Raw genomic sequence first — 26,159 nt, forward strand, 5'->3', positions numbered from 1 at the left:
TCGCTTTTTTTATTTGGTTATAATAATGAAATATCATCAACATTTAAGCAGTTCTTCGGGGTGGTCCTTCTAACTGTCCATCGGTTATCTGCATATTAAGAATCCACTTGCCGAGGGAAAGCGATAATTCAGTTTTTTCAAGAATAGGCAGCGGTTTAGGGTAAAAAGCAGGCTGAATTTTTTAAAAAACAACTCATTTTAAATAAAAATAGCATTCCTTCACTCACTTTGACTTCAATTTTTGAGGCATTTGAAGGAGAAAGATTTTTACTCGCTGAAATCCAGGGTTTACTAGCCCAACTTGGTCCATTACTCGCCGAAATAATGATTTACTAGCGATACTTGGTCGTTTACTTGCCAAAACCCATTATTTACTCGCCAAGCTATTTTCTCCATCCCCCAGAGTCCAGTCTACACCAACTGACCGGACTCAATCGTCAGCAAGTGTCCCGAGTCTGATCCTTTTTCGATTAGCCACTTTAACCCCGTTGGTTTGGCTCTTTTAGATAAAATAAGGTAAACTACATATATTATGATCGTTTCCTTAGGATGCTTCATTCCTAAGGTTTTTTGGTAGAGAAGGGTGAAGTATTCATGAGTGCTTATGAATGGATTTCAAATAATGAAGAAGAAACAGCAGCATTTGCAGGAAAGCTGGCAGAACGGCTTCTGCCAGGGGATGTGATTGCCCTTGAGGGAGATTTGGGGGCGGGAAAGACGGCGTTTACCCGGGGGGTTGCAAGAGGGCTTGGCGTTAGGCGCAATGTGAATAGTCCGACGTTCACAATCATTAAGGAATATCAGGGCAGGCTGCCGCTCTATCACATGGACGTATACAGGATGGAGAATCAGGAAGAGGATCTTGGGTTTGATGAGTACTTCCATGGGCAGGGCGTCACGATTGTGGAGTGGGCCCATCTCATAGAGAGCCAGCTGCCCCGCGAATTGCTGGAGATTCATATATATCATCATCCTGGTAACTCAAGGCAGTTTGTGTTTTCGCCAAAGGGCTTGCGTTATGAGGGATTATGCAAGGAGATTTTTAAATGAAGGTTTTAGCGATAGATACATCTAATTGGGTGATGGGAATAGCGCTCATGGAGGATTCTAAGGTGCTTGGCGAATATGTAACCAACCTTCCGAAGAATCACTCTGTCCGGCTGATGCCATGTATTGAAGCCCTGCTTACTGAATGCGGTGTTAAGCCCAGTGAGCTGGATAAGATTGTGGTTGCGAAAGGGCCAGGTTCATATACTGGGGTGAGGATCGGCGTCACTATCGCAAAGACTCTTGCCTGGACATTGAAGATTCCTTTGTCAGGAGTATCAAGTCTTGAGGTGCTGGCTGCAAATGGGCGGTATTTCGATGGTCAGCTTTCGCCCCTGTTTGATGCGAGAAGAGGACAGATCTACACAGGGCTTTATCGATATAGTGGGGATGAGCTCATCGAAGTATTCAGTGACACGAATATGCTGGCGCTGGACTGGGCAGAGCAGCTGAAAAAACAGGAGCGGCAGGTGCTGTTCATTGGGAATGATGTACCGATTCACAAGGAAGCCCTGACGGCCGTGATGGGCAGCCAGGCTGTATTCGCACCGCCGGCCCTCTATAATCCGCGTCCTGGGGAGCTTGCAGCAATTGGAGTGCTGAAGAAAGACGAAGATATCCATAAGTTCGTCCCAAATTATATCCGCCTTGCCGAAGCAGAATCAAAGTGGCTGGAACAGCAAAAATAAATATATAGTGTAAGGAAGAGTTTTAAATGGGGAATTACACATACCGGCGGATGATTCCAGAGGATATCGAACAGGTATTGGCAGTGGAACATCAGTCTTTCACTCTTCCCTGGAGCAGGGAAGCCTTTGAGAACGAATTGATGAATAATAAATATGCCCTTTACTTAGTTTTAGAGGATGAGGGCAGGGTCATTGGCTATTGCGGCACCTGGCTGGTGCTGGATGAGGCACATATCACAAACATTGCCATCCTGCCCGAATACCGCGGCAGGAGCCTGGGAGAGGCTTTATTGGTCAAGATGATGCAGACGGTGATGCAAATGGGCGCCATCAGCATCACTCTCGAAGTGAGGGTGAGCAATGTGCCGGCACAGTCGCTTTATAGAAAGCTAGGGTTTCAAAACGGCGGGATCCGGAAAAGATATTATACCGATAATTATGAAGACGCATTAGTGATGTGGGTGAAATTAAGATGAAGAATCAAATAATTTTAGGCATAGAAACAAGCTGTGATGAAACGGCAGTCGCCATTGTCAAAAATGGACGGGAAATTCTGGCCAATGTGGTGGCCTCACAGATTGAGAGTCATAAACGCTTTGGCGGTGTGGTGCCGGAGATTGCTTCAAGGCACCATGTAGAGGAAATGACCCTGGTGATCGAGGAAGCCATGAACCAGGCTGGAATAGATTACGGAGATATCGATGCCATTGCAGTCACAGAGGGCCCGGGTCTGGTAGGGGCTCTGCTGATTGGGGTAAATGCAGCAAAGGCGCTTTCATTTGCGCATGGGATCCCTCTTGTTGGTGTACACCATATAGCCGGGCACATTTACGCCAACCGGCTGATTACGGAAATGAAGTTTCCGCTACTTTCGCTGGTTGTCTCGGGCGGGCATACTGAGTTGGTATACATGAAAGAGCATGGTGTATTTGAGGTAATCGGCGAGACGCGCGATGATGCTGCAGGGGAGGCCTATGATAAAGTAGCAAGAACCCTTGGTCTTCCCTATCCCGGCGGGCCGCATATCGACAGGCTGGCACATGAGGGCACTCCTTCAGTCAAGCTGCCCCGCTCCTGGCTTGAAGAGGGTTCCTATGACTTCAGCTTCAGCGGCTTGAAATCTGCGGTGATCAATACGCTCCATAATGCTGAGCAGCGCGGCGAAGAAATTGTAGCTGCCAACCTGGCGGCAAGCTTTCAGGAGAGTGTTATTGATGTGCTGGTCACCAAGACACTCCGGGCTGTCCGGGAGTATGAAGTGGGACAGGTGCTTCTTGCCGGGGGCGTAGCTGCGAATAAAGGACTGCGCTCAGCGCTCGCTGCTGCCTTTGAAGAACTCCCGGAAGTAGAGCTGGTTATTCCGCCGCTGTCGCTCTGTACCGATAATGCGGCCATGATTGCGGCTGTCGGTTCTGTTATGTTCGAAAAAGGTAAAAGATCAGGGCTCGCACTTAATGCAAATCCGGGTCTTGAATTATAATCGTTTGTGCTATGTCTATGTAAGACTGGAGGCAGCTCCGATAGAAATCGGGCTGCCTCCAGTTTTTTCATAATATTTAAAAGGTGGATGGGGGCTGTTGATTTCCGTTTCAGGCACTTCGCTTTCCGCGAGGCTGGCGGTGAGCCTCCTCGTCGCGATGCTCCTGCGGGGTCTCACCTTTCCAGCCTATCCCGCAGGAGTCTTCGCGCCTTCCTATCCAATCAACAGGTTTCTTAGATAGGGTTGAACACTTTACACCAACTCTACTAAAGCAAGTTATAGAAAACGATTAAATGAATTGCTATCCAGCCGTGGAGGAAGACAAATCTGGTTTTTGTTCCATTGCCTCAACTTCTATTTTTGTGGATTATCTCATAATTATCACAATATTTTGTGCATAACTTTTTCGTGACCACCGCTGTTTGCTGTGTATAACTGTGCTTTTTGTGGATAAAAACGGCTATTATTGTGGATAATGTGGAAAAGTATGTTGATGCTTGCTATATAGACTGATAGGTTGTGGATAGTTTTGTGAATAAAAAAACGGGGAGTTTTCGGCCTCGAAATGGTACTGTATTCATAAGAAAAACCAGAGCGTATGCTCTGGTTTTTTAGCTTTCCTGAAGGGATTCTTCAATTTCTGCCCATTCTTCAAGCAAAGTATCGAGGTCCTCTTTTGCTTTTTCGAGACTGGCATTAATTTCAAGAACCTTCTCATGATCCTGGAATATCTCTGGATCGCAAAGCTGTTCATTGTATTCGCTGATCAGCGGCTCAAGCTCTTCAATCATACTTTCCAGCTCTTCAAGGCGCCTCTTCTTCTGCCTTTCCCGCTTCTGTACCTCTTTATCAATCCTGCCTGCAGGCTTTTCAGGTTTATTTTTAGGCTCGTTCGCCGCGTCAAATTCAGCAAGCTCAGCCTGTTCCTGTTTTTTGGCTGCATAATAGTCATAGTCACCGAGATACTCCACCGCATTATGCGGGGAAAGCTCGACCACCTTGGATGCAATCCTGTTGATGAAGTAGCGGTCATGGGAGACAAAGAGAATGGTGCCTGGATAATCAACCAGGGCATTCTCAAGCACAATCTTGCTGTCCAGATCCAGGTGGTTGGTCGGCTCATCAAGAATGAGCAGGTTTGCCTTTTCCATCATCAGCCTGGCGAGTGCCAGCCGCGCTTTTTCTCCTCCGCTGAGGGTGGAGACCGGCTTTAATACATCATCGCCGGAGAACAGGAAGTTCCCGAGGATCGTGCGGATGTCTTTTTCATTCCGGCCGGGATAATCATCCCACAGCTCATTCAGCACCCTCTTATTGGACATAAGATTGGCCTGGTTTTGGTCATAATATCCGATTTTCACGTTGGTTCCTATCTGGAAGCTTCCGCGGAGGGCCGGCATGGCACCGATCAATGTTTTTAAAAGGGTGGACTTCCCTATCCCGTTCGGCCCGACAAGGGCTATGCTGTCGCCCCTTGAGACCCTGATGGAAATGTTGTCTGCTATTGTCCGGTCATCGTAGCCGATCGCAAGGTTATGAATGCCGATCACATCGTTTCCGCTCTGTCTTTCAATTCCAAAGCTGAATGAAGCTGATTTTTCATCGCCCTGGGGCCTGTCCATTTCCTGGATCTTCTCAAGCTGTTTCCGCCTGCTTTGTGCCCGCTTTGTGGTGGATGCCCGGGCAATGTTCTTTTGAACAAAATCCTTAAGCTTTGCAATTTCATCCTGCTGCTTTTCGTACTGCTTCATTTCACGTTCATAGTTTTCTGCCTTTGCGGTAAGATAGTCCGTATAATTGCCGTTATAGCGCTTGATTGCCGTCCGCGACAGCTCATAGACCAGGCTGACAACCTTATCAAGGAAATAGCGGTCATGGGAGACGATCAAGACAGAACCGGGATAGCCCTGCAGATACTGCTCAAGCCAGGAGAGCGTCTCCAGATCCAGGTGGTTTGTCGGCTCATCGAGAATAAGTATGTCAGGCTTCGTCAGCAGGAGTTTCCCGAGAGCAAGCCGGGTTTTCTGGCCGCCGCTGAGAGTGGATATAGTCGTACCTGGATCAAAGCCGGAAAATTGGAGGCCGTGAAGGATGGACCGGATATCGGCTTCGTACTGATAGCCGCCCATCTCCTTGAACTTCACCTGTGACAGGTCGTATTCTTTCAGAGTCCGCTGATAAATCGCATCATCATTATATACAGCCGGATCGGCCATTCGCTGCTCCAGATTCCGGAGCTCCTGTTCAAGACTGCGGAGCGGTGCAAATACTGTAAGCATCTCATCCCAGATCGATAAGGAGGATTCAAGGCCGGTATCCTGTGCGAGATAGCCGATCGAGACATCCTTTGGCTTAATGATTTCACCGCCGTCATAGGACATCAGCCCCGCGATGATTTTCAGGAGCGTCGACTTTCCTGCCCCGTTCCTGCCTACAAGGGCAATGCGGTCGCGTTTCTGGATTTCAAGCTTTATATTGGAAAGGGCCGTTTCGGCGCCATAATACTTTGTCAGTGCATTTACTTGAAGAAGAATCATATTTTTCACCTCATAACTTACCGTTAGTGTACCTTATTTTTAAATAAAGTGGAAAGTATAATATGCTGAGGAGACAGCATGTGCAGAAAGCATAATTACAACTGTGGCCTCCAACATGTGATATAGTTAACAAAAACAGCGTACACAGAAGGAAGAAAATAGTGTATCATCGTAGAGAGGTGCTATTATGGGTGATTTGACACATTTTAACGAACAGGGAAGGGCAAGGATGGTGGATGTCAGCCAAAAGCCTGAGACCGTTAGGACCGCAGCGGCGGTGTCCAGCATTTTATTGAACGAGGAAATATACCATAAGATAGAAAACCAGGAAATGAAGAAAGGCGATGTACTTGCTGTCGCCCAGGTGGCAGGAATCATGGCCGCGAAAAATACGGCAGGCATCATTCCGATGTGCCATCCAATTCCGCTTAATGGAATTGATATCTCCTTCCGGTGGGAACCGAAAGACGGCGCACACTCCCTTGTAATCACAGCGAGCGTTAAGACCAAGGGTAGTACAGGAGTAGAAATGGAAGCGCTAACAGCCGTTTCTGCCGCAGCCCTTACAGTCTATGACATGTGCAAGGCACTGGATAAGGGCATGGTTATAGGGCCGACTTATCTCGTTGAAAAGACAGGCGGAGTATCGAGCCAGGATTACAAAAGGGAACAAGAGCCCGATCAAGGGTAACGAATGCAGAAGAGGGGAACGGCTATGGCACAAGAACAAATCAAGATACCTCAGGCTACGGCAAGAAGACTGCCGCTGTATTACCGTTTTTTAAACAATTTGCACTCTCAGGGCAAGCAGCGGGTATCCTCAGCTGAATTAAGCGAGGCCGTGAAAGTGGACTCCGCGACAATCAGGAGGGATTTCTCCTACTTTGGCGCCCTTGGGAAAAAAGGCTATGGATATAATGTGAATTACCTGCTTGGGTTCTTCCGCAAAACACTGGATCAGGATGAACTGACGAAGGTGGCCCTCATCGGCGTTGGAAATTTAGGCACGGCATTTTTGAATTATAATTTCTTGAAAAACAATAATACAAAGATTGAAATAGGTTTTGATGTGGAAGAAGGCAAGGTGGGTACTTCAATTGGAGATGTTCCGATCTATCATATGGATGAATTAAAGGAAAAGCTAGTAGAGGCAGGCATTAGTGTGGCGATCCTGACGGTTCCTGCAGGTGTCGCACAGCCTATCACCGATTCCCTGGTCGAGGCAGATATCAAAGGAATCCTCAACTTTACCCCGGCCCGGCTGAATGTACCGCCGGAAATCAGAGTCCATCATATTGACCTCGCAGTGGAGCTTCAGTCATTTGTGTATTTCCTAAAACACTACCCGGCAAATGAAAAAGAATTGATATAAAAAGGGCTGCCCCGCTTCAGGCGGGACAGCCTTTTCTCTTTATTTCCTCATTTTCCGTACCTTTAAATGGAGGGCAAACATCCGGATGGCCGACGCGAAGTCCAAAGTGGCCAAAAAGACAAGAAAGTATGAGAAAAACCCCCATCCCGACTGTGATACATTCTGTGTGGCAAACACGGTGAAGAGAACGCCGAGCGCCAGATAGATGATAGCCATAATCAATGGCGACTGTTTTCTCATAATAATCCTCCTATGAATCCCTGTACCTTTTCTGCTTCTTCCATCATTTTTTGAATATCTTCCTTATATAATGTCTGCATGATCACTACAAGCGTATTCATGGCCACGTGTGCAAATATTGGAACCATGATTCTCCGTGTCCTTACATAAAGGAAGGCAAACGAGAAGCCCATGGCGGAATATAGCAGCAGATGCGCCGGCTCTCCGTGGACAAGACCGAAGATGACCGAGCTGATGACCGCTGAAATGAAAAAATTGAATCGTTTGTACAGGGCACCGAAAATGATCTTCCGGAAAACAATTTCCTCGAGGATGGGCCCGACGACCGAACTGACGATGATGACAAACGGCACAGCCTCAATCAGCCTGATGATATCCTGGGTGTTCTGGGAGCCGGGGTCGACACCCATCCAGCGCTCGATGTTCCCTGCGAGGGACTGGGCGAACAAGGCAAGAAACACACCGCCGACAGCCCACAGAATGGACGCTGGCAGGGGTGCTGCATCACGTGCGTACATATTTTTATCCAAATCCTTGCGAAGCAGGAACAGGATGATAACCAGGGCGGCAAGGAAGCTGATGATGATCCAGTACGCACCGGAGGTAAGAAGTATATCTTCACGTTCCATTCCCATCTGCACCTGAATGTACCCGACAAGCGGAATCCCGGCAAGCCCTGAAAGCTGCATGACAACATAAACGATTATGACGAGCCAGTATTCTCTTTTCAAATGAATGTTCTCCTTTATTACAACTTTTCCATCTATCAATACATGTGCAAATTTATTAAAAGACAGAGTGTTGTTCAAAAATTTGGATTAAAATGGACCCTATTAAGACTATACTATATAAGTCGCGGGCGGGTCATGCCTGCGAAACGGGACAGAGAAAAAAATTACGGTTCCTTTAGGTTTCCTGCTTGCAAAATCAACCAGTTTTATTTAATATAATAATTGGTATTAGCACTCTCGGTTGATGAGTGCTAATCAATAAAACATGTATATATAATTTGAGGAGGTTGTTTCAATTGTTAAGACCATTAGGTGATCGCGTAGTAATTGAGCTTGTCCAATCTGAAGAAAAGACTGCCAGCGGTATCGTATTGCCGGATACTGCAAAAGAAAAGCCTTCAGAAGGAAAAGTTGTTTCTGTCGGAACAGGCCGTGTTCTGGATAACGGTGAAAAAGTCGCTTTAGAGGTTTCTGAGGGCGATCGAATCATCTTCTCAAAGTATGCTGGAACAGAAGTGAAGTACGAAGGCAGCGAATACTTAATTCTCCGTGAAAGTGACATTTTGGCTGTTATCGGCTGAGTGCAGCTTCCATAACAAAAAATACTTACATTTAGTTTATGTTCAATCCTTAATTTTATAATTTCAGGGAGGTAAAGAAACAATGGCTAAAGATATTAAATTCAGTGAAGACGCTCGCCGCTCCATGCTGCGCGGTGTGGATGCACTTGCAAATGCAGTGAAGGTAACACTAGGACCAAAGGGACGCAACGTGGTTCTTGAAAAGAAATTCGGTTCTCCGCTTATCACGAATGACGGTGTAACCATCGCTAAAGAAATCGAGCTTGAAGATGCATTCGAAAACATGGGTGCAAAATTGGTTGCTGAAGTAGCAAGCAAAACAAATGACGTAGCTGGTGACGGTACGACTACTGCTACTGTCCTTGCCCAGGCGATGATCCGCGAAGGATTGAAAAACGTAACAGCCGGCGCTAACCCAATGGGAATCCGCAAAGGTATCGAAAAGGCCGTTACATCTGCCATCGAAGAATTAAAAGCAATTTCCAAGCCGATCGAAAGCAAAGCTTCCATCGCTCAGGTTGCTGCCATCTCTTCAGCTGACGAAGAAGTCGGCCAACTGATCGCAGAAGCTATGGAGCGCGTAGGAAACGACGGCGTTATCACAATCGAAGAATCAAAAGGTTTCACAACTGAATTGAACGTAGTGGAAGGAATGCAGTTCGACCGCGGATATGCTTCTCCTTACATGGTTACTGATTCAGACAAAATGGAAGCTGTACTTGATAACCCATATATCCTGATCACTGACAAGAAAATCGCAAGCATCCAGGAAATCCTTCCAGTGCTTGAGCAGGTTGTCCAGCAGGGCAAGCCATTGCTATTGATCGCTGAGGACGTAGAAGGCGAAGCTCTTGCAACACTTGTTGTGAACAAACTTCGCGGCACATTCAACGCAGTAGCAGTTAAAGCTCCTGGCTTCGGTGACCGCCGTAAAGCTATGCTTGAAGACATCGCTGCCTTGACTGGCGGAGAAGTCATCACAGAAGAGCTTGGCCGCGACCTTAAGTCTGCGTCCATCGCACAGCTCGGCCGTGCTGCTAAAATCGTAGTTTCCAAAGAAAACACAACAATCGTTGAAGGAGCTGGCGACAGCGCACAAATCTCTTCACGCGTTAACCAAATCCGAGTTCAATTGGAAGAAACTACTTCTGAATTTGACCGTGAAAAGCTTCAGGAGCGTCTGGCTAAACTTGCTGGCGGCGTAGCTGTCATCAAAGTCGGAGCTGCAACTGAAACTGAATTGAAAGAGCGCAAACTGCGTATTGAAGATGCCCTGAACTCCACACGTGCAGCTGTCGAAGAAGGCATCGTTGCCGGAGGCGGAACAGCGCTTCTAAACGTATACAACCGCGTTGCCGGCCTTGAAGCAGAAGGCGACATCGCAACAGGCATCAACATCGTTCTTCGCGCTATCGAAGAGCCAGTGCGCCAAATCGCACATAACGCAGGCCTTGAAGGCTCTGTAATCGTAGAGCGCCTTAAGCGCGAAGAAGTCGGCACAGGCTTCAACGCAGCAACAGGCGAGTGGGTCAACATGATCGAATCCGGTATCGTCGATCCTACTAAAGTTACCCGCTACGCTCTTCAAAACGCAGCATCCGTTGCAGCTATGTTCCTGACAACAGAAGCTGTCGTTGCTGACAAACCAGAAGAGAATGCCGGCGGCATGCCTGATATGGGCGGTATGGGCGGCATGGGTGGAATGGGCGGCATGATGTAATCATCGCCCACCCCCCTTGATATATGAGGGTTTTATGAAAGTGGGGAGTGGAATGCTAACATCTTGCTAACATTTCTCTCCTAAAATTAGAGGTTTCTCATGAGTTCCGCGAACTTATGGGAAGCCTCTTTTTTCATTTCTTTCGTTACATGGAGATAGACATTCTTAGTTGTGTCATCGTCGCAGTGACCAAGCCGCTCCATAATCTCCTCTAAACCCACCTTTGCTTCTGCTAACAATGAAGTATGCGTATGGCGCAGAGAGTGGGGCGTAAGTTCTATCCTTAAGCCGGCCAGTTTCAGCAGGCGTGACATTCTGTTTTCCACGGTCTTGATGAAAATAGGGTAGCCAGGTTGTTTCTCTTTCTTGGCGAAAATAAATCTTTCGTCAAGGTAAGCTTCACCAAAGTACTTCTGGACTTTCTGTTGGGCAAGCATATGCTTTTTAAGGGCGGAAATAACCTCTTCATCCACGACGATGGTTCGTTTGGATTTCCGCGTCTTAGGCGGCACCAATTGATACTCCAGCGTATTGTTTGTTGGGTTATAGTACGTTTTTGTAATGCTAATGGTATGTTCCTCGAAGTCAATGTCCTTCCACTTAAGTGCTACTAATTCGCCTGCACGCATTCCTGTATAGGAAAGGGTAAGGAAGATTAGATAATCTAAATCTAAACCTTTTTGAGCAGCCGTTTGTAATAGTAAAGCTAGTTCCTCCTTTTCCATATACTTAGGGATTTCTTTCTCTTCTAATTCCTCAACAGTTTTTCTGTCTTTTTTCAGGTACGCAAATTCCGTTGGGTCGTTTTTAATCAGCCTCATTTCAATTGCTTTCTTGAAAATCATTCTGCCGGTACGATGTACACCGTCCAGTGTGTTGTCGGCATATCCTTTCTCCTTGAGATCATTTAAAGCATCTTGATACTGTTTAGATGTAATGGCCTTCAGATTCAACAGAGAGAAGTACGGCAGTAACTTGTTGATCTCATGCTGCCGGATACGAATAGTGCCAGGCTTTACGTTATTCTTCTCGCTGTACATAAGAAGCCACTCGCTTGCAAAATCTTTAAATACGACATTCTGTTCTTGAACATATGTGCCTTGATTGAGCTCGTATATAAGCTCGGTTGCGGCTGTTTCCGCTTCTTGCTTAGTGCGAAACCCACCTTTCGTTTTTTGTTTTCTCTTGCCGGTAGAGGGGTCTCTACCGATGTCGATTACGAAGCTCCAAGTAGATCCGCAGGTGCAACGCTTCTTGTTGCAAGTGCAGCCTCTCCGATAAAAATGTCCTTTCATGTTCCTTAGACCTCTTTTCTTGGTGGAATGTTCTTGCAATGGTTATCTATTATTTCCACTGCATGGGGAGCGAATACGTTTGGTCTATTTAGTAACCTCTTCTACCTTTAAACTGCCCGGCCTGAATTTTTTTTCTGCTTTTGGTCAGTAATCCACATTTCTAAGTCCGATTTTTCTACACGTTTTGAAGTGCCAATTTCAAAGTTTGGGATACCACCATGCTCTATTTCCAGTTTGAATAGCTCATAGACTGTTTTTCTTGAAATGCCAAGGAATTGCGCAATATGAGCTGCTGTTAGTGTATCGGGTAGAGAATTCCAAGTTGTATATTGTTTTGTTGTGTTCATAGTGAACCCCTCCAATTTCTTTTTTGTATATATTTCGGTTTTTCATCCATACTATGGATATCAGTTTCTGTAATTCGTCCAAATTGGTATACCAATTCGGATGAATTACCGAACATCCCTTAAAGGAAAGCCCTGTAGACAGGGCGCTTTAGAAATGTCGCTATTTTTTATCCCCGGTGGGTTGAATGTGTTTCGGTAGTTTGTCCGGTTGAATCCCTCTTTGTTTCTGGAGTTTATCCAGCGGAAGTAATTGTTCAAAGAAGTTCTCGCAAAAGATAAGCTTTGGGGGTTTTTCCGGCGATATTAAGATTTCATCCACAAAGTAAAGAATGATTAACCTTTTCTCTGTAATAGCCAGAGATGCATTCAAAAGATGATTGAAGCGATGGAAAAAAGCATCTGAATCTAACGCACCTTTCAATTCGTCGGCTGACTTTGAATAGGAAGCAAGGTCATCAATTGAGGCTTGGTACCTTAATTGCAATAAGGCTGCTGCTTCTTCCAGCTCCTTGTCACCTTGTTCTATTGCAATACAACCCTTTGAATAAGCTTTGTCAATAGAATTTTCTAAAAATGCTATATTATTTTTTATGCTCTGTTGGAATTGAGTAAGGTACGATTCAGATATTGTTTTCATTTTTTGTGCAGTTATAGAAGATTGGACATGTTTGAAAGTCTGAGGTAAAAGCTTTTCATGTAGCTCATCAATTGCTAATTTGTAGTCACAGTTCCGGCATACGTAATATTGGTATTGATATGAAATGCCGTTCCTTTTGGTTGACCCGTTTTGATTAGCCAGCTTATTACCACAATCAGCGCAGGTAAGTTTGTTTAAAAAGAAGAAGGGAGTATCCAGCCGGCCGAAACTTTTTTGAAGCTGAATATTAATATTACTAATTTGTTTAAGGGAACTATTAATTAAGGGTTCATGGAAATCCTGGAATTCGTATTTCCTTCCAGTCTTGGATTTTTTGATATCCCATATTAGTGCTCCGGTATAAACAGGGTTCTTTAAAATGTTTTCTATAGTACTTGTTCTCCATGTTTTGCCGGATGGTGAAATAACTTCAGCTTCATTTAGAATAGAGGCGATCTTTCCCATTGATACTCCCCAGCTATGAAGGTAATAGATAAATGTAACTATTTCAGCATCTTCATTAGGAGTAAGCATTTTTTTTACCTGCTTATATCCGTAGGGGACCTTTGAACCTGGCCGAGCCTTTTCCTCTGCTTCTAAATGTGCAATCAAGTTTCCGACCGCCCGGCTTGATTTAATTTCGGATTCTTGTCGATACAGTAAAAGGGCAATTTTGTTTTGTTCATTATCTGGATTGAAGGGATCCTCGGAATTGGTTGTATAAACTAAAATGTTCGGAATAACTACCTTCAATGGTCGGTAAAAATCCAATACAAAAGTATAAGCTGTCCGGTCCATCCGAGATTCTTCATAAAAGATTACGGTAGGAATCTTAGTTTCTACCATCATTCCTTTAAGTCTCATTAGTTCTTTTCGTTGACTAGCTCGTTTACTGTATGCGCTCGTAACATCCTCAATAATAATAAATTCTTCGGGGACACTCAGACCTTTTCTTCGGGCATACTCCAGGATATGGGCTTTTTGTATTTCAACACTATTATTATCCTGTTGTTTATATGATGACCGGCGGATATAACCGAATGCTAAAGTCATGCTGTATCTTCTCCTTCAAAAATAATTTCTTTCTCCATTTCTTGTAGGTAATCAAAAAAGAAAACATCTACCTGAATGTTACTCTCATAAACCCAAATACCATTTATGAGCATGTCACAGAGCATTGAGGTATTATTAGACTGGTTTACTAGTGCCCCTTGAATTGCCTTTATCACTGACTTGTTTTTTTGGAGTGCGTGTTGGTTTTCTTTGATTTGCTCCAGGCAGTTTTGATACTCCTGTTTTAAAAGCTGTTTTCGTTTATATATAGGATCATCCTTCCAGTCTGCAGAATAATCATCAGATCCTAGTACTATCTCCTCCAAGATTCCATTAAGGTTCTGGTCAATGCTATTCATTTCCGCTTCTAGGTGCTTCTTAATTGCCCTATAACAATTGAGAGAGTGATGAATTAGTTTTTCGGCATCGAAGTTCTGAGTAATCTCACTCAATGTGCACCGGATTATTTTAGAGAGGTCTGTTATAGGAACAGTTACCTTGGGATGTAATTTTGTAGAACAAGAATAATATGCGCGGTTGGATTCTTCTTCAATCTTGTAAATGAGAAGCTTCTGACAGTAGCCGCAATAGGGAGAGTACATATTTTGGCCCTTGAGCGACTTTTTCCTTTCAAGAAAAGCCTTGAAAATTTCTCCCGATGATCTCTGTAGTTGTATAAATTCCTCAATTGAAATGTACGGAGTGACATGGTGGAGCTTATTTGTCCCTTTGTCCAGGTCATACCCGGCGTAAAATGGATCCCTGGCCATAGAAATTAATTGTTCGTCAGTCTTTTTAAATTTTTTTCGATACACCTTCATAACCTTATATAAATCATCAAGGGATCCAACTCCCTTGAGGGCCACAAAGTATTGTTCTACGCCTTCTCTTTTAGAAGAGTCAGGTAAAAAACGCTTTGTCTCTTTTTGTTTTAGGTAACCAAATTTTTTTGCCGGATATCTTAATCTTGCTTCCCGGCTCCTGCGAGCGATGTTCTTACCCTCAATGTCACTAAACATGCTCAGTAATCCTTCTACAAAAACGTCATCACTTGCTGGCATGTTTCCATTCCCAACAGACGTGTAAATCACCTGGACATTATATTTAGTGCGTAAGTCATTAAACTCCATGCCTTCGTAAAAATCACGGAACAAGCGGCTGCGGTCAAATGCATAAATAGTGTGGACTTTCTTATCCTTTACCAATGAAATGAGCCTTTGCATCTCTGGCCTTTCATTGATCGCTTTTTTGTTTGCGGATGTGGCTATCTCATTGATAATCAAAATTTCGTCATCCGGCAGTTTCTCTCGGTAGGGGAGGTCAGCCGCTTCCTGCGTTAAAATATCTTGTCCTGCTGTACTGACTCGCCGGAAGAAAACATGCTTTTTCTGGCTGTTGTTATTATTCACTTAATTTACGTCCTTTCTTTCTCTGGATAATTCATAAAGCAACTTTGCCTGCAGTCTGTGTGGGATATTAAGCTCTCCAATTAGGAGCCGCGCTATCAGGTGTTGAATCCACACGTTTGAAACCGGATTTGATTCAGGAATAGAGTTTATTTGTACGCGCCGTCTCATTAAAATCACCTCCACCAGTTATCTTTCTCAGGCAGAAGCAAAAATTATTCCGTTATTTTTTCGAAGGGTTCTTTTCGAAAAGATCAAAAGAAAGCTGAACAGTTCCTTCTTGACCGCCTTTTTTACTTAAAACCGTTATAATTCCACGATTCCGGCCAGGGAAAGAGTTACTGGTTATTTGTTGTGTTTTCATTTCCAAGCCTCCTTTGAATTTGGTACTCTTTAAAACCTTCGAATAAAAAGGGTGAAAGAGTACCTTTTTCCAAAGGTTTCCTTAGCTTGTTAATAAAGGGGGAGTGTTCGGCACTCATGAAATCATTCCCCTATCCTGCAGGCGCCGGATTGCAGCCTGTGTGTTGTTTCGAATTTTATTTTCTGCTGTGTTTTTTTGAATTGTTCTCATAGTGTATATTCCTCCATTAATTTATAAATGTTCGGCAGTTCATCCACCGGTAAAAGGAACATAACCATTTCACGGAAAAATGCAAGAGGGAATTTATAAAAAAATAACTTTTTTAAAATCCCTAACTGTACTCTGATATAATGGGTTTATAATTCCAATGTAAAAGAATTGTAAATACCATAATCAGAAGGAGAAAAATACATGGCAGTGATAGGGTTTGAAGAAAAGTTATGGTCTGCAGCGGATAAATTGCGCAACAATATGGATGCTGCTGAATATAAGCACGTTATACTCGGATTAATCTTCCTAAAATATGTATCAGATACATTTCATGAAAAATGGCAAGAGTTAATGGAGGAAGAGCCTGACTTTGCAGAAGACCGAGATGCTTACATGGCGGAAGGGGTATTCTGGGTTCCGGCTAACGCTCGATGGGGTTATATTGCAGATCGCGCTAAACTCCCGGAAATTGGTCAAATTATTGATAGTGCGCTGGATGCAATTGAAAAAGAGAATCAAAGTTTAAAAGGGGTTCTTCCAAAAAACTATTCAAGACCAGAATTGGATAAGCGAATCCTAGGAGAAATTTTAGATTTATTTGCAAATATTGATGTTGGTGGGAGTCTTGCGAAAGAAAAAGATGTACTTGGCAGAGTGTATGAATATTTCTTAGGAAGATTTGCAGCTAGCGAAGGTAAAGGTGGCGGAGAGTTTTATACTCCGAAAAGTATCGTAACTTTAATGGTAGAAATATTACAGCCATATAAAGGATATGTATATGATCCTGCTTGCGGTAGTGGTGGAATGTTTGTTCAATCTTTGAAGTTTGTTCAAGAACACAGTGGAAATACATATGATATTTCTGTATATGGCCAAGAATCCAATCCTACAACCTGGAAACTTGCGAAGATGAATCTTGCTATTAGAGGGATTGAAAGTAACTTAGGTTCTAAAAATGCAGACACATTCCATGAAGATTTACATCCAACATTAAAAGCAGATTATGTATTAGCCAATCCACCATTTAATGACAGTGATTGGGGGCAGCTTCAATTGTTGGAAGATCCTCGTTGGAAATTTGGAACCCCTCCTTCGGGTAATGCGAACTATGCTTGGCTACAACATATGATAGATAAAACTAGTCAAAATGGTAAAGCCGCAGTAGTTTTAGCCAATGGTTCGTTATCCGCTACTACATCTAACGAAGGAGAAATTCGTAAAAATATAATTTCTGCAGACCTTGTAGAATGTATCATATCTTTGCCTGATAAGTTATTCTATACAACTGGTATACCAGTTTGTATTTGGATATTGAATAGAAATAAGGAGAATAAAGGCAAAACCTTATTTATTGATGCCCGCAGGCAAGGAACCATGGTTAATAGGCGTCTTAGAGAGCTTTCGAATGAAGATATTAGAAGAATTGCTAATGTTTACATTAACTGGCAAAATAGTACTCATTATGAAGACATTCTAGGATTTTGTAGGGTAGCTGACTTTGAAGAAATACAAAAACATAGCTATTTGCTTACACCGGGGCGCTATGTTGGGGTTGAGGAACAGGAAGAAGAATTAGAGCTGTTTGAAGAAAAAATCAATCGACTAACATCTAAGTTGGAACAGCAGCTAAGTGAGTCCGAAACAATAAAACAAGAATTGCGGAGACAGTTAGGGGAGATAGGATTTGGGTTCTAACACCTTTAAATCAAAATTTAAGACAGTGACCCTTGGGGAATTGGTTGATTCAAATATGGCAGAAATTCAAACTGGTCCTTTCGGTACAATGCTCCACGCTAGCTCCTATATTGATGAAGGCACGCCTGTAATAGCGGTAAAGGATATAGGGGTAAATAGGGTTATTCATGGAATGTCACCTTGTATAAGCAATAGTGATGCTGAAAGATTGGATAGATATAAATTAAAAAAAGGGGACATTATTTTTGGTAGAAAAGGTGCTGTTGAGAGAAGAGCTCTAATTACTGATAAAGAATCAGGGTGGATACAAGGAAGCGATTGTATTAGAATTCGCTTTCTTTCACCAGCTATTAATTCTGTGTACGTTTCTTATTTTCTTGGAACCACTTTTTATAAAAGTTGGATTACTTCCAATGCCCAAGGAACTACAATGCCCTCATTAAATCAAGAGATACTAAAAAGAGTACCCATACCCTTGCCCCCAATAGAAACACAAAATAAAATAGCTGAAATACTTAGCGTTATTGACAAGAAGATACAGCTAAATAATGAAGTGAGCGAGAGCTCAGAAGAACTAATATTAGCTGTCTTCAAACGATGGTTTATTGACTTTGAGTTTCCAAACAGGGATGGCAAACCCTACAAGACCAGTGGGGGCAGGTTTATCAATAGCGAATTGGGAATGATTCCAGAATATTGGTCATTAAAAAATATAAATGAAATAAGTGAAGTTACAATTGGGAAGACTCCGCCTAGGAAAGAAAGTCAATGGTTTTCATATGATCAAAGTGATTTAAGATGGATTTCTATAAAGGATATGGGAGATTCAGGTATGTTTATTAATAAAACGGCTGAATATCTTACACATGAGGCGGTAGAAAGGTTTAAAGTCAAAAGAATTCCCGATAATACGGTTATTTTAAGCTTTAAACTAACTGTAGGAAGGATATCTATTACGATTGGTCAAATGCTTTCCAATGAAGCCATTGCGCACTTTAAAATCAACAGTTCATTAATAAGTACGGAATTTTTATATTCCTATCTGAAAAAGTTTAATTTTGAAAGAATGGGAAGTACATCTTCCATTGCTACCGCTATTAATTCAAAAATTGTCAAAACTATCCCGATACTAATACCTTCCAGTGAGGTTTTAGATAATTTTAATTTGTTGGCTAATCCAATATTTAAGTTTATCAAAAACAATATATTGGAGAATGAAACTTTAGTTGATTTAAGGGATTCACTTCTTCCAAAACTTATTTCTGGTGAAATCAGTGTTACTGATGAAATGGAGGTCGGGGAATGTTTAGAGAAGGTCAATTAGAAAATGTTGTAATTGAATACTTCAAAGACATTGGTTATAACCACAGCCATGCTTACCAGTTGCAACGTGATGAAAAAGAAGTATTGTTATTGGATTATCTGGAGACAGCGTTGATTAAAATTAATCCGGGTTTGTCTCCAGATGTTATTAATCAAACAATACGTAAAATTCGTTTTTTTGAAACAAGTGATGTCTTTTCAAACAATAAAGTTTTTCATAAGTATCTAACTGAGACAGTCGAAGTGCCTGAATTTGTAAAAGGGGAGACTATTTATCATCGTGTTCGTTTAATTGATTGGGATAAGCCAGAGAATAATAATTTTCTTATTGTTAATCAGATAGAGATAATTGAAAGAGGGGGTAAGAAAATTCCAGATGCTGTACTTTATGTTAATGGTATGCCCCTTGTGGTTATTGAGCTGAAAAGTACCTCTCGGGAGGAGGTGGACATAGAAGATGCCTACATACAATTAAAGAACTATAAAAATGTCCACATTCCATCATTGTTCAATTATAATGCCTTTCTCATAGTAAGTGATGGGGTAAAGGCGCAAGTTGGTACTATGACTGCACCTTTCGATCGATTCTCAGCATGGAAAAAAATTAACTTATATGATGATATAATTGAAAATCGCCAGTTAGATACACTGGTTTATGGGTTATTTGATAAATTTCGATTTTTGGATATCATTCGAAATTTCACTTTGTTTACGGGTGAGGCCAAAATTATGGCTGCCTATCATCAATATTATGGAATGAGAAAGGCGATTGATTCTACCTTAAAGGCAGTTGAAAGTGATGGTCGTGCAGGTGTAATTTGGCACACCCAAGGAAGTGGAAAGAGTTATTCCATGACCTTTCTCGTAGCTAACTTAGTTAAGCATGAATTATTAAAGAATCCCACAATTGTTATAATTACAGACCGTAATGACTTGGATGGCCAGCTGTTTAATACTTTTGCTGGTGCAAGTGACTTTCTAAGACAATTACCTCTGCAAGCTGAGAGCCGAAGTCATATTAAGGATTTACTGGAAAATCGGCAGACTGGCGGGGTAATTTTTTCTACAATTCAGAAGTTTGAAGAGGAAACTGGGCTTTTATCCAATCGAAAAAATGTTATTGTTATGGTTGATGAAGCACACCGGACTCAGTATGGAATTGATGCAAAGTATAACCTTGCAACTGGAGAACAAAAATATGGATATGCAAAGTATTTAAGAGAAGCTTTGCCAAATGCCACATTCATTGCATTTACCGGAACTCCAATAGAAACAACAGACAAATCCACTTCAGGATTATTTGGAGATGTCATTGATGTATATGATATGACACAGGCTGTACAGGATGGCGCTACAGTAAAAATCTATTATGAATCCCGGTTAGCAAAGGTTAAATTAGATGAAAAGCAAATGGCCGAGATTGATAAAGAATACTGGAAGATGCAGGTTAATGAAGGTGTAGATGATTATACAGTTGAGCAAAGCCAAAAGCAGCTATCCAGAATGGAACAAATTATTGGAGACCAAGACCGGATAAAGCAGGTTGTTGCTGATATAATTAGCCATTACGAAGATCGTAAAGATTTAGTTGCTGGAAAGGCAATGATTGTTGCCTATTCAAGGAAAACAGCATTTTTAATGTACCAGGAACTTACTTCTCAGCGCCCTGAGTGGGTGGATAAGGTTAAAATAGTTATGACCGAGAGCAATCAAGACCCTGAAGAGCTTGCCAAGCTTGTAGGGAATAAACAGACTCGTAAGGACAGGGAGAAAGAATTTAAAGATGTAAACAGTTCTTTCAAAATTGTTATTGTAGTTGATATGTGGTTAACAGGTTTCGATGTGCCATCGTTAGATACTATGTACGTTGATAAGCCTATGAAAGCACACAACTTAATGCAGGCTATCGCGCGTGTAAACCGAGTTTATCCCGGCAAAACCGGTGGCCTGGTTGTTGATTATATTGGGCTTAAGCGAAACCTGATGGAAGCACTTCAGACCTATACTAATCGGGACCAGGATAAGGTTCAGGAAAATGAACAGGCAAGAGATATTGCCCTGAACCTTGTTGAGGTGCTTAGAAATTTATTTCATCAATTTAGCTACCAGGACTTCTTTGGTGATAGTGATAAAAGGCGCTATGAGGTTATCCGCGATGGAGCTGAATTTGTTCAACAAACTGAAAAGAAAAAAATGCTGTTCATGACTGAAACAAAGAAATTAAAAGATGTTTATAAGATTTGTACGGGGTTGCTTTCAACAGAAATTAAAGAGGAAATTTCCTATTTCATTGCAGTGCGCTCATTTATTATGAAGTCTGAACGGCCAGGAGTTCCAGATATCCGGGAAGTTAACGAAAGAATTTCCAAGCTTTTGGAGAATGCAGTATTAGATGATGGGGTTATGGTATTAACAGAAACCACTGTTGCTGAAAGTTTTGATTTGTTAAATGAAGAGAATATTGCAAAACTAAGGGCTATTCCTCAAAAGAATATTGCAACAACCATTTTGATGAGGGTTATGAAAGAAAAGTTAAAAGATGTTAAAAAGAAGAACATGGTTGTTAGCAAAAGTTTTTCTGAGCGTTTTGAAGTGATTGTGAACAAATACCATAATCGGAACGATCATTTGGATGTTTACGAAGTATTTGAGGAACTTCTAAAGTTTAAAGAGGAACTTGAGGAAGCCATCCAGGAGGGTACTCAATTAGGATTATCCTATGAAGAAAAAGCTTTCTTTGATGTTTTAGGGTCTGATCCTGATATCAAAAATCTTCTTCAAGATGAAACCCTGCTGGCAATAGCAAAGGACTTGGCTACCACAGTTAAAGAACACCGGACTATTGATTGGGAGAAGAAAGAAAGTGCGCAGGCTAGGATGAGACTGTATATAAAGAAGGTATTGCGTAAATGGGATTACCCGCCTAACAAGGAACCAAAAGCAGTTGAGGATGTTTTGGAACAAGCTAAGCTGCAGTGTGCAAATATGTAATGTCTGTCTGGGTGCCCGATGTTGGGTGCCTTTTTATATATGCTTTAGGTTATGCGGGCTTCTGACTACGAATAGTACCCTCCCCTGTTACACGAAATAAGGCTAGAATCGTGTACAGAGGAAGTGATACCGCCAACATGCTTTAGTATAAAGCAGGGAACTTGATGACGCTGCTGTTTTGTACCTGAATCTCTTCATCTTGCCATTAGCTTTTTAAAAGCACATACAGTTTCGCCCGCATGCTTTATGGCAAGTACCACTGGCCGTAACCAATCGAAACTCCACCGAACCGTTTCTGCAAGAAGTCGTTCCCACTTCTCTAAGTCTCACAATCCGGTCATAAACAGCAGGAAGACCTTGCCTGATGATTGCTACGCTGATTTTCTGCATCGGCTCAGCTCACCGGACCTCTTTTTTTGCGTGATTTAAGGGCGCTCCCACGGTTATTCTTTTCTCCGGTTGTTAATGTCTAGCCCGGCAAACAACAGCGTTTAATCAGAGGTTAGCAGCTCTGACCCTTTTGGGGATTTAACTCTAGTGTTAATACAACCTTTTGGAAAATAAAGTGCAATATTTTATTGAGGTGATATTATATTGCTTTTTTGAAATATAGAGAGAAGGGAAAAAGGGATATTAAATTGGAGGTGTTCAGGCGCGGAAATCCTATTTCGTTGCCCATATACATAAAAAAAATTCTCTGGTTTTCTCCTAATTTTTAACTGTAAGAGAAAATTTAAGAGAATATTATCCTTCCTGATAATTAGGTATTACTAACTTTACTATATTTTGGTATCCTTAATAATAGCGGAACAGAAATTTGGGTAGTTTTTATTTCAATCCTCCGGGAGGCAAATACGTCCTAGTTTTTTCGGTGGAATAGTTAACCTTAAAGAATTACTTACCAGTATTTTTAGGAGGAAAAACCATTGGCGGAAGATTTAATCTCTATTATAAAAAACAAAAAGCCAGATGATATATATAATAATATGATACTAGGTAATGATGTATGGTATTTTAAAAATGTTATAGAACCTATCCCTGAAGATCCTTCGGGATTTTATGATGAATTTAAAAGATATATTTCTTCTTGCTTGAACATTCACCTGAACAATATTTGTATTGTAGGGAGTGCTAAAACTGGTTTCAGTTTTAAAACCAAAGACTTTAATGGATTTAGGTTGGAGGATAATGGTGAAATCAAAGCCTCTGATATTGATATAGCCGTTATTTGTGATAAACGATTTAGGGAATTTTGGAATATACTTTTGGAAATGCACCAATCTGGCAGATACATTAGGGATTACAACAATGTTTGTAGTGGCTTATTTAGGAGATTTGTTAGAACTGATGTAATCCCGGAAACATATACATATGCTCAAGAATGGAATGAAGTAACTGATTCAATGATAAAAGATTTTCAATTCAAATTCGGTATATTCCATAAGACATCTATCCGGCTCTATGAATCTTGGGACGGATTAAAGAATTATCAATTAGGCTCAATTAAACGAATCCAAAAAGAATTACTTAAGGGGGAATAGCAATGAAATTCGATATGAATAAACAGACTATAAAGTGGTTTATTGCCCTCCATGAGGCTGGAAATCTTATTATTAACCATGATTATCAGCGTCGAGGAGTATGGCTTCATAGGGATAAGGTAAAGTTAGTTGAGTCTGTGTTACTTGATTTTCCAATTCCTGAAATGTATGTGTGGCAAAGAGAAACGCACCCTACTTCTGGAGATACTCGGTATGAAATAGTAGATGGGCAACAAAGATTAAGATCAATAATTGAATTTATTACTAATCCAGATTTTATCTTAGAATCAAGATTTGTAGATGATGTTGATGCTCCTTATGCCGGAAAAAGGTTTGAAGACCTTACTCCCGAGGAAAAACAAAAGTTCTGGAGATATCAATTTGTTGTACGGGAAATAGATAGTGAAGAGAGTTTGGATAATATTAGAAAGATGTTTTTGAGGCTAAATAGGACTAATCTATCTTTAAATCCTCAAGAACTCAGAAACGCAGAGTTTAATGGTGAATTTATAAAATTATCTTTAGAAATGTCCGAAGATGAGTTTTGGAAAAAATATTCTGTTTTCAATGATAGCGATATAAGGCGGATGCTAGATATACAATTCTGCAGTAGTATATTAATTTTCCTGCGAAATGGTATACAGTCCGATACACAGTCACTCATAAACAGAATGTATGACCGTTATAACGATGAGTACGTACAAAAGTTAGAAGATAAAAAAATGTTCCTTGAAATGATGGGAATAGTGGATATTTTTCTTTCTGAAGAAAGTTCATTTGCACAAAAAAAATCTCAATTATTTACTTTATTTTGTTTATCATATTGGTTTATTAGTAATAGGGTTGCAATCGAAGAACATCACAAAGCGAATTTTAGGGAGTTTTGTATTGAATATAACAAAGCTGATTCTGATGATGATCAAATTGAAGATTCAGCGCTACGGAGCGATTTACTAATGTATAAAACATACAGCATAGAAGGTACTGGAAAAAAACTCCACAGGGAACAAAGATTCGGTATTCTAAAAAAGTATGTTTTAGGAAATTTGGAAGACTAAAGCTTAGCTGCAAAAGTCCAGTTTAAGCCCGTGTTAAAGCAAATGGTAAAATAGGCGCTGCTTTCGAATGGTAACTCATCAGCATCCCTTGTGTTGCGACTTACACTCAACACATGTAGAATGTATAATAAAAGCGATGCAAATAAAATTTGCATCGCTTTTGTTATAAGAGTCATCAAGTCAACTTCTTAATTGACCGGCTAACAACATGCTACATTTTGCTAACCAAGTACAATAAATCACAGTAAACCTAGGTTAAAGGTGTTACACGCAGCACCTGCAGAATGCTGATTCTAAGTGACTTTCTTCTAATGCGGTTAAAAATGTTACAGCATAAAACTATATGGGCGGCATGATGTAATATGCCGCTCCAACCCTTGACCTGTAAGGGTTTTGCTTGAGCAAAGAGTGAGATGCTCACGGAGTTAAGATTATTGAAGGCTTCTCATTAATTGACTAAATTTTTGAGAAGCCTCTTTTTTTAGTTCCTGCGTAATATGTAGATATACATTTTTTGTTGTATCATCGTCGCAATGACCCAGACGATCCATTATTTCTTCCAATCCCACTTTTGCTTCAGCCAATAAAGATGTATGGGTGTGACGCAACGAATGGGGGTTAGCTCTTTATTTAATGTGGCAATTTTCAACAAGCGAGCCATTCGATTTTCCACGGTTTTAATAATAATCGGATAGCCAGGGAATCTCTCCACTTTAGCAAAGATAAAATTAGAATCGTGATACGTTTCCCCATAGCGGTCTTTCACTTTTTGCTGAGTGATTCGATGAGCCTTTAAGGCATTGATGATGATTTCATCGACGATCATTGTCCGCTTTGATTTTCTTGTTTTAGGTGTTACTAATTCATACTTTACCGTGTTATTCGTTGGATTATAATAGGTCTTGGTAATGTTGATGGTATTATTGTGAAAGTTGATATCTTTCCACTTAAGGGCAATCAATTCACCTACTCGCATTCCGGTATAGGATAAGACAAGAAACATTAGATAGTCCATTTCTAAGCCTTTTGAGTTAGCCGTCTCCAGAAACCAAGCCAATTCTTCTTTTTCCATATACTTAGGCAGCTCTTGTTCCTCTAATTCCTCAATAGACTTTCTTTCTCTTTTCAGGTACAATCTTGTTCCTTTTGTAGAAGAAGCTCAAATTATATTTTCTAATAGTATAGAAAGAACGCTGGATATTCTAGTACCGGAAGAAACAAGGATAATCCAGTATTTTGGCGACTTAGAAACTATTCACCTAGCCGATGATTACTTTTCAAACTGTCCCCATTGTAATGAGGAGGTACATATTAACGCTGAGGCTTACGCTGGACCGGGAGCACCCCACGAAAAGACATATAGACTTGCCCAAAATGTGGACACGATTGGGATACCTTTGATTTAGTCAGTGATTTTTACTGAACCTCTATGTACGAATCCAACTAATCTATATATAAAATATGAACCAACTATAGGAGGCTTTATGGCTGTATTAGATTTATTTGATAACGCGGTAGACTCTCTTCAACACGGATTAAGCCACTATATAGTGTATGAACAAGATGTTGAAATAAAAGACATAAAACAGGCCATAATGAATTTGGTTAATGCAATTGACTTGTTCATCCTAGAGAAGGTAAAACGTAGGGATGAGCCGTTGATATACGAGAATAATAAAAGTGATAAATTTGGATTAGGTTATAGAAAAACCATAACAGCTGACAAAGCATATATGCTAATTAAAGGTGATGTTGATGAAATTACTGATAAGAGTTTAAAGCATATCAAATTCTAAAAATCTTACGGAATTCAGCAACTCATTCCTCATTTTCGTTTGGGGA

General features: G+C 41.3%; 22 protein-coding genes and 1 pseudogene. 14 read left to right on the top strand and 9 right to left on the bottom strand.

All coding sequences use genetic code 11. The features are described from left to right. Positions 1-594 precede the first annotated feature (594 nt). The 4 genes from tsaE to tsaD are packed head-to-tail and all read left to right on the top strand — an operon-like array spanning position 595 to position 3,216. Entirely contained in the window at positions 595-1,050 is a 456-nt protein-coding gene (gene tsaE / locus V1501_RS01495) for a tRNA (adenosine(37)-N6)-threonylcarbamoyltransferase complex ATPase subunit type 1 TsaE (protein WP_409291108.1), read from the top strand. Beyond that, positions 1,047-1,736: a tRNA (adenosine(37)-N6)-threonylcarbamoyltransferase complex dimerization subunit type 1 TsaB gene (gene tsaB / locus V1501_RS01500; protein WP_409291109.1), complete on the top strand. Its 690-nt coding sequence runs from the start codon at positions 1,047-1,049 to the stop codon at positions 1,734-1,736. Before tsaE ends, tsaB begins: the two co-directional genes overlap by 4 nt. Before the next feature lie 26 nt (positions 1,737-1,762). After that, positions 1,763-2,212 carry a ribosomal protein S18-alanine N-acetyltransferase gene (gene rimI / locus V1501_RS01505; RefSeq protein WP_409291110.1) on the top strand — a complete coding sequence of 150 codons (450 nt, stop codon included), beginning with the start codon at positions 1,763-1,765 and terminating at the stop codon, positions 2,210-2,212. Continuing rightward, positions 2,209-3,216: a tRNA (adenosine(37)-N6)-threonylcarbamoyltransferase complex transferase subunit TsaD gene (gene tsaD, locus V1501_RS01510; RefSeq protein WP_409291111.1), complete on the top strand. Its 1,008-nt coding sequence runs from the start codon at positions 2,209-2,211 to the stop codon at positions 3,214-3,216. Before rimI ends, tsaD begins: the two co-directional genes overlap by 4 nt. Before the next feature lie 611 nt (positions 3,217-3,827). On the opposite strand, the gene V1501_RS01515 is transcribed toward tsaD, so the two are convergent. Continuing rightward, the gene (locus tag V1501_RS01515) at positions 3,828-5,753 is read right to left on the bottom strand and encodes an ABC-F family ATP-binding cassette domain-containing protein (RefSeq protein WP_409291112.1); all 1,926 of its coding nucleotides are present in this window, start codon (positions 5,751-5,753) and stop codon (positions 3,828-3,830) included. A gap of 187 nt (positions 5,754-5,940) precedes the next feature. On the opposite strand from V1501_RS01515, the gene moaC reads away from it, so the two are divergent. Both moaC and V1501_RS01525 read left to right on the top strand, forming a co-directional pair. Next, positions 5,941-6,444 (top strand): cyclic pyranopterin monophosphate synthase MoaC, encoded by a 504-nt coding sequence (gene moaC / locus V1501_RS01520; protein ID WP_409291113.1) that lies wholly within the window; start codon positions 5,941-5,943, stop codon positions 6,442-6,444. A 24-nt stretch (positions 6,445-6,468) separates the two neighbouring features. Further along, entirely contained in the window at positions 6,469-7,125 is a 657-nt protein-coding gene (locus V1501_RS01525) for a redox-sensing transcriptional repressor Rex (RefSeq protein ID WP_409291114.1), read from the top strand. A 39-nt stretch (positions 7,126-7,164) separates the two neighbouring features. Here the strand turns inward: V1501_RS01525 and V1501_RS01530 are convergent, their stop codons facing one another. Together V1501_RS01530 and V1501_RS01535 are read right to left on the bottom strand one after the other, a co-directional pair. Then, positions 7,165-7,365 carry a YdiK family protein gene (locus V1501_RS01530; protein ID WP_409291115.1) on the bottom strand — a complete coding sequence of 67 codons (201 nt, stop codon included), beginning with the start codon at positions 7,363-7,365 and terminating at the stop codon, positions 7,165-7,167. Then, a complete protein-coding gene (locus tag V1501_RS01535) occupies positions 7,362-8,096 on the bottom strand; it encodes a lysostaphin resistance A-like protein (protein ID WP_409291116.1) in 735 nt (244 codons plus the stop codon). Before V1501_RS01535 ends, V1501_RS01530 begins: the two co-directional genes overlap by 4 nt. A gap of 296 nt (positions 8,097-8,392) precedes the next feature. Here V1501_RS01535 and groES point away from each other — a divergent pair, with 296 nt between their 5' ends. Together groES and groL are read left to right on the top strand one after the other, a co-directional pair. Beyond that, positions 8,393-8,677 carry a co-chaperone GroES gene (gene groES / locus V1501_RS01540; protein ID WP_409291117.1) on the top strand — a complete coding sequence of 95 codons (285 nt, stop codon included), beginning with the start codon at positions 8,393-8,395 and terminating at the stop codon, positions 8,675-8,677. Between the two features lie 82 nt (positions 8,678-8,759). Beyond that, on the top strand, positions 8,760-10,397 hold the full coding sequence (gene groL / locus V1501_RS01545) for a chaperonin GroEL (RefSeq protein WP_409291118.1): 1,638 nt from the start codon (positions 8,760-8,762) through the stop codon (positions 10,395-10,397). Positions 10,398-10,483: 86 nt separating this feature from the next. On the opposite strand, the gene V1501_RS01550 is transcribed toward groL, so the two are convergent. From V1501_RS01550 to V1501_RS01570, 5 genes are all read right to left on the bottom strand, one after another. After that, positions 10,484-11,692, bottom strand: a complete 1,209-nt coding sequence (locus V1501_RS01550) for a tyrosine-type recombinase/integrase (RefSeq protein WP_409291119.1) — start codon at positions 11,690-11,692, stop codon at positions 10,484-10,486. Positions 11,693-11,799: 107 nt separating this feature from the next. Further along, entirely contained in the window at positions 11,800-12,039 is a 240-nt protein-coding gene (locus V1501_RS01555) for a helix-turn-helix domain-containing protein (protein ID WP_409291120.1), read from the bottom strand. A gap of 160 nt (positions 12,040-12,199) precedes the next feature. Then, positions 12,200-13,729, bottom strand: coding sequence for a recombinase family protein (locus V1501_RS01560; RefSeq protein ID WP_409291121.1), 1,530 nt, complete (start codon positions 13,727-13,729; stop codon positions 12,200-12,202). Then, a complete protein-coding gene (locus tag V1501_RS01565; RefSeq protein WP_409291122.1) occupies positions 13,726-15,138 on the bottom strand; it encodes a recombinase family protein in 1,413 nt (470 codons plus the stop codon). The genes V1501_RS01560 and V1501_RS01565 overlap by 4 nt, the downstream gene beginning before the upstream one ends. 220 nt (positions 15,139-15,358) lie before the next feature. Further along, complete coding sequence (locus V1501_RS01570) at positions 15,359-15,499, bottom strand: hypothetical protein (protein WP_409291123.1); 141 nt, start codon at positions 15,497-15,499, stop codon at positions 15,359-15,361. 411 nt (positions 15,500-15,910) lie between these two features. Here V1501_RS01570 and V1501_RS01575 point away from each other — a divergent pair, with 411 nt between their 5' ends. From V1501_RS01575 to V1501_RS01595, 5 genes are all read left to right on the top strand, one after another. After that, positions 15,911-17,404, top strand: a complete 1,494-nt coding sequence (locus tag V1501_RS01575; protein ID WP_409291124.1) for a type I restriction-modification system subunit M — start codon at positions 15,911-15,913, stop codon at positions 17,402-17,404. Next, positions 17,394-18,728 (top strand): restriction endonuclease subunit S, encoded by a 1,335-nt coding sequence (locus tag V1501_RS01580; protein WP_409291125.1) that lies wholly within the window; start codon positions 17,394-17,396, stop codon positions 18,726-18,728. Before V1501_RS01575 ends, V1501_RS01580 begins: the two co-directional genes overlap by 11 nt. Next, on the top strand, positions 18,707-21,718 hold the full coding sequence (locus tag V1501_RS01585) for a type I restriction endonuclease subunit R (protein ID WP_409291126.1): 3,012 nt from the start codon (positions 18,707-18,709) through the stop codon (positions 21,716-21,718). The genes V1501_RS01580 and V1501_RS01585 overlap by 22 nt, the downstream gene beginning before the upstream one ends. A gap of 926 nt (positions 21,719-22,644) precedes the next feature. After that, entirely contained in the window at positions 22,645-23,259 is a 615-nt protein-coding gene (locus V1501_RS01590) for a hypothetical protein (protein WP_409291127.1), read from the top strand. 2 nt (positions 23,260-23,261) lie between these two features. Next, a complete protein-coding gene (locus tag V1501_RS01595; RefSeq protein ID WP_409291128.1) occupies positions 23,262-24,317 on the top strand; it encodes a DUF262 domain-containing protein in 1,056 nt (351 codons plus the stop codon). Positions 24,318-24,748: 431 nt separating this feature from the next. On the opposite strand, the pseudogene V1501_RS01600 reads toward V1501_RS01595, so the two are convergent. Further along, positions 24,749-25,389: pseudogene (locus V1501_RS01600) on the bottom strand (site-specific integrase). 412 nt (positions 25,390-25,801) lie between these two features. Between V1501_RS01600 and V1501_RS01605 the strand changes: the two are divergent. Then, positions 25,802-26,113, top strand: a complete 312-nt coding sequence (locus V1501_RS01605; RefSeq protein WP_409291129.1) for a hypothetical protein — start codon at positions 25,802-25,804, stop codon at positions 26,111-26,113. Positions 26,114-26,159 lie beyond the last annotated feature (46 nt).

Origin of the sequence: Paraperibacillus esterisolvens (assembly GCF_046237625.1) — a bacterium.
Lineage (GTDB): Bacteria > Bacillota > Bacilli > Bacillales > DSM-1321 > Paraperibacillus > Paraperibacillus esterisolvens.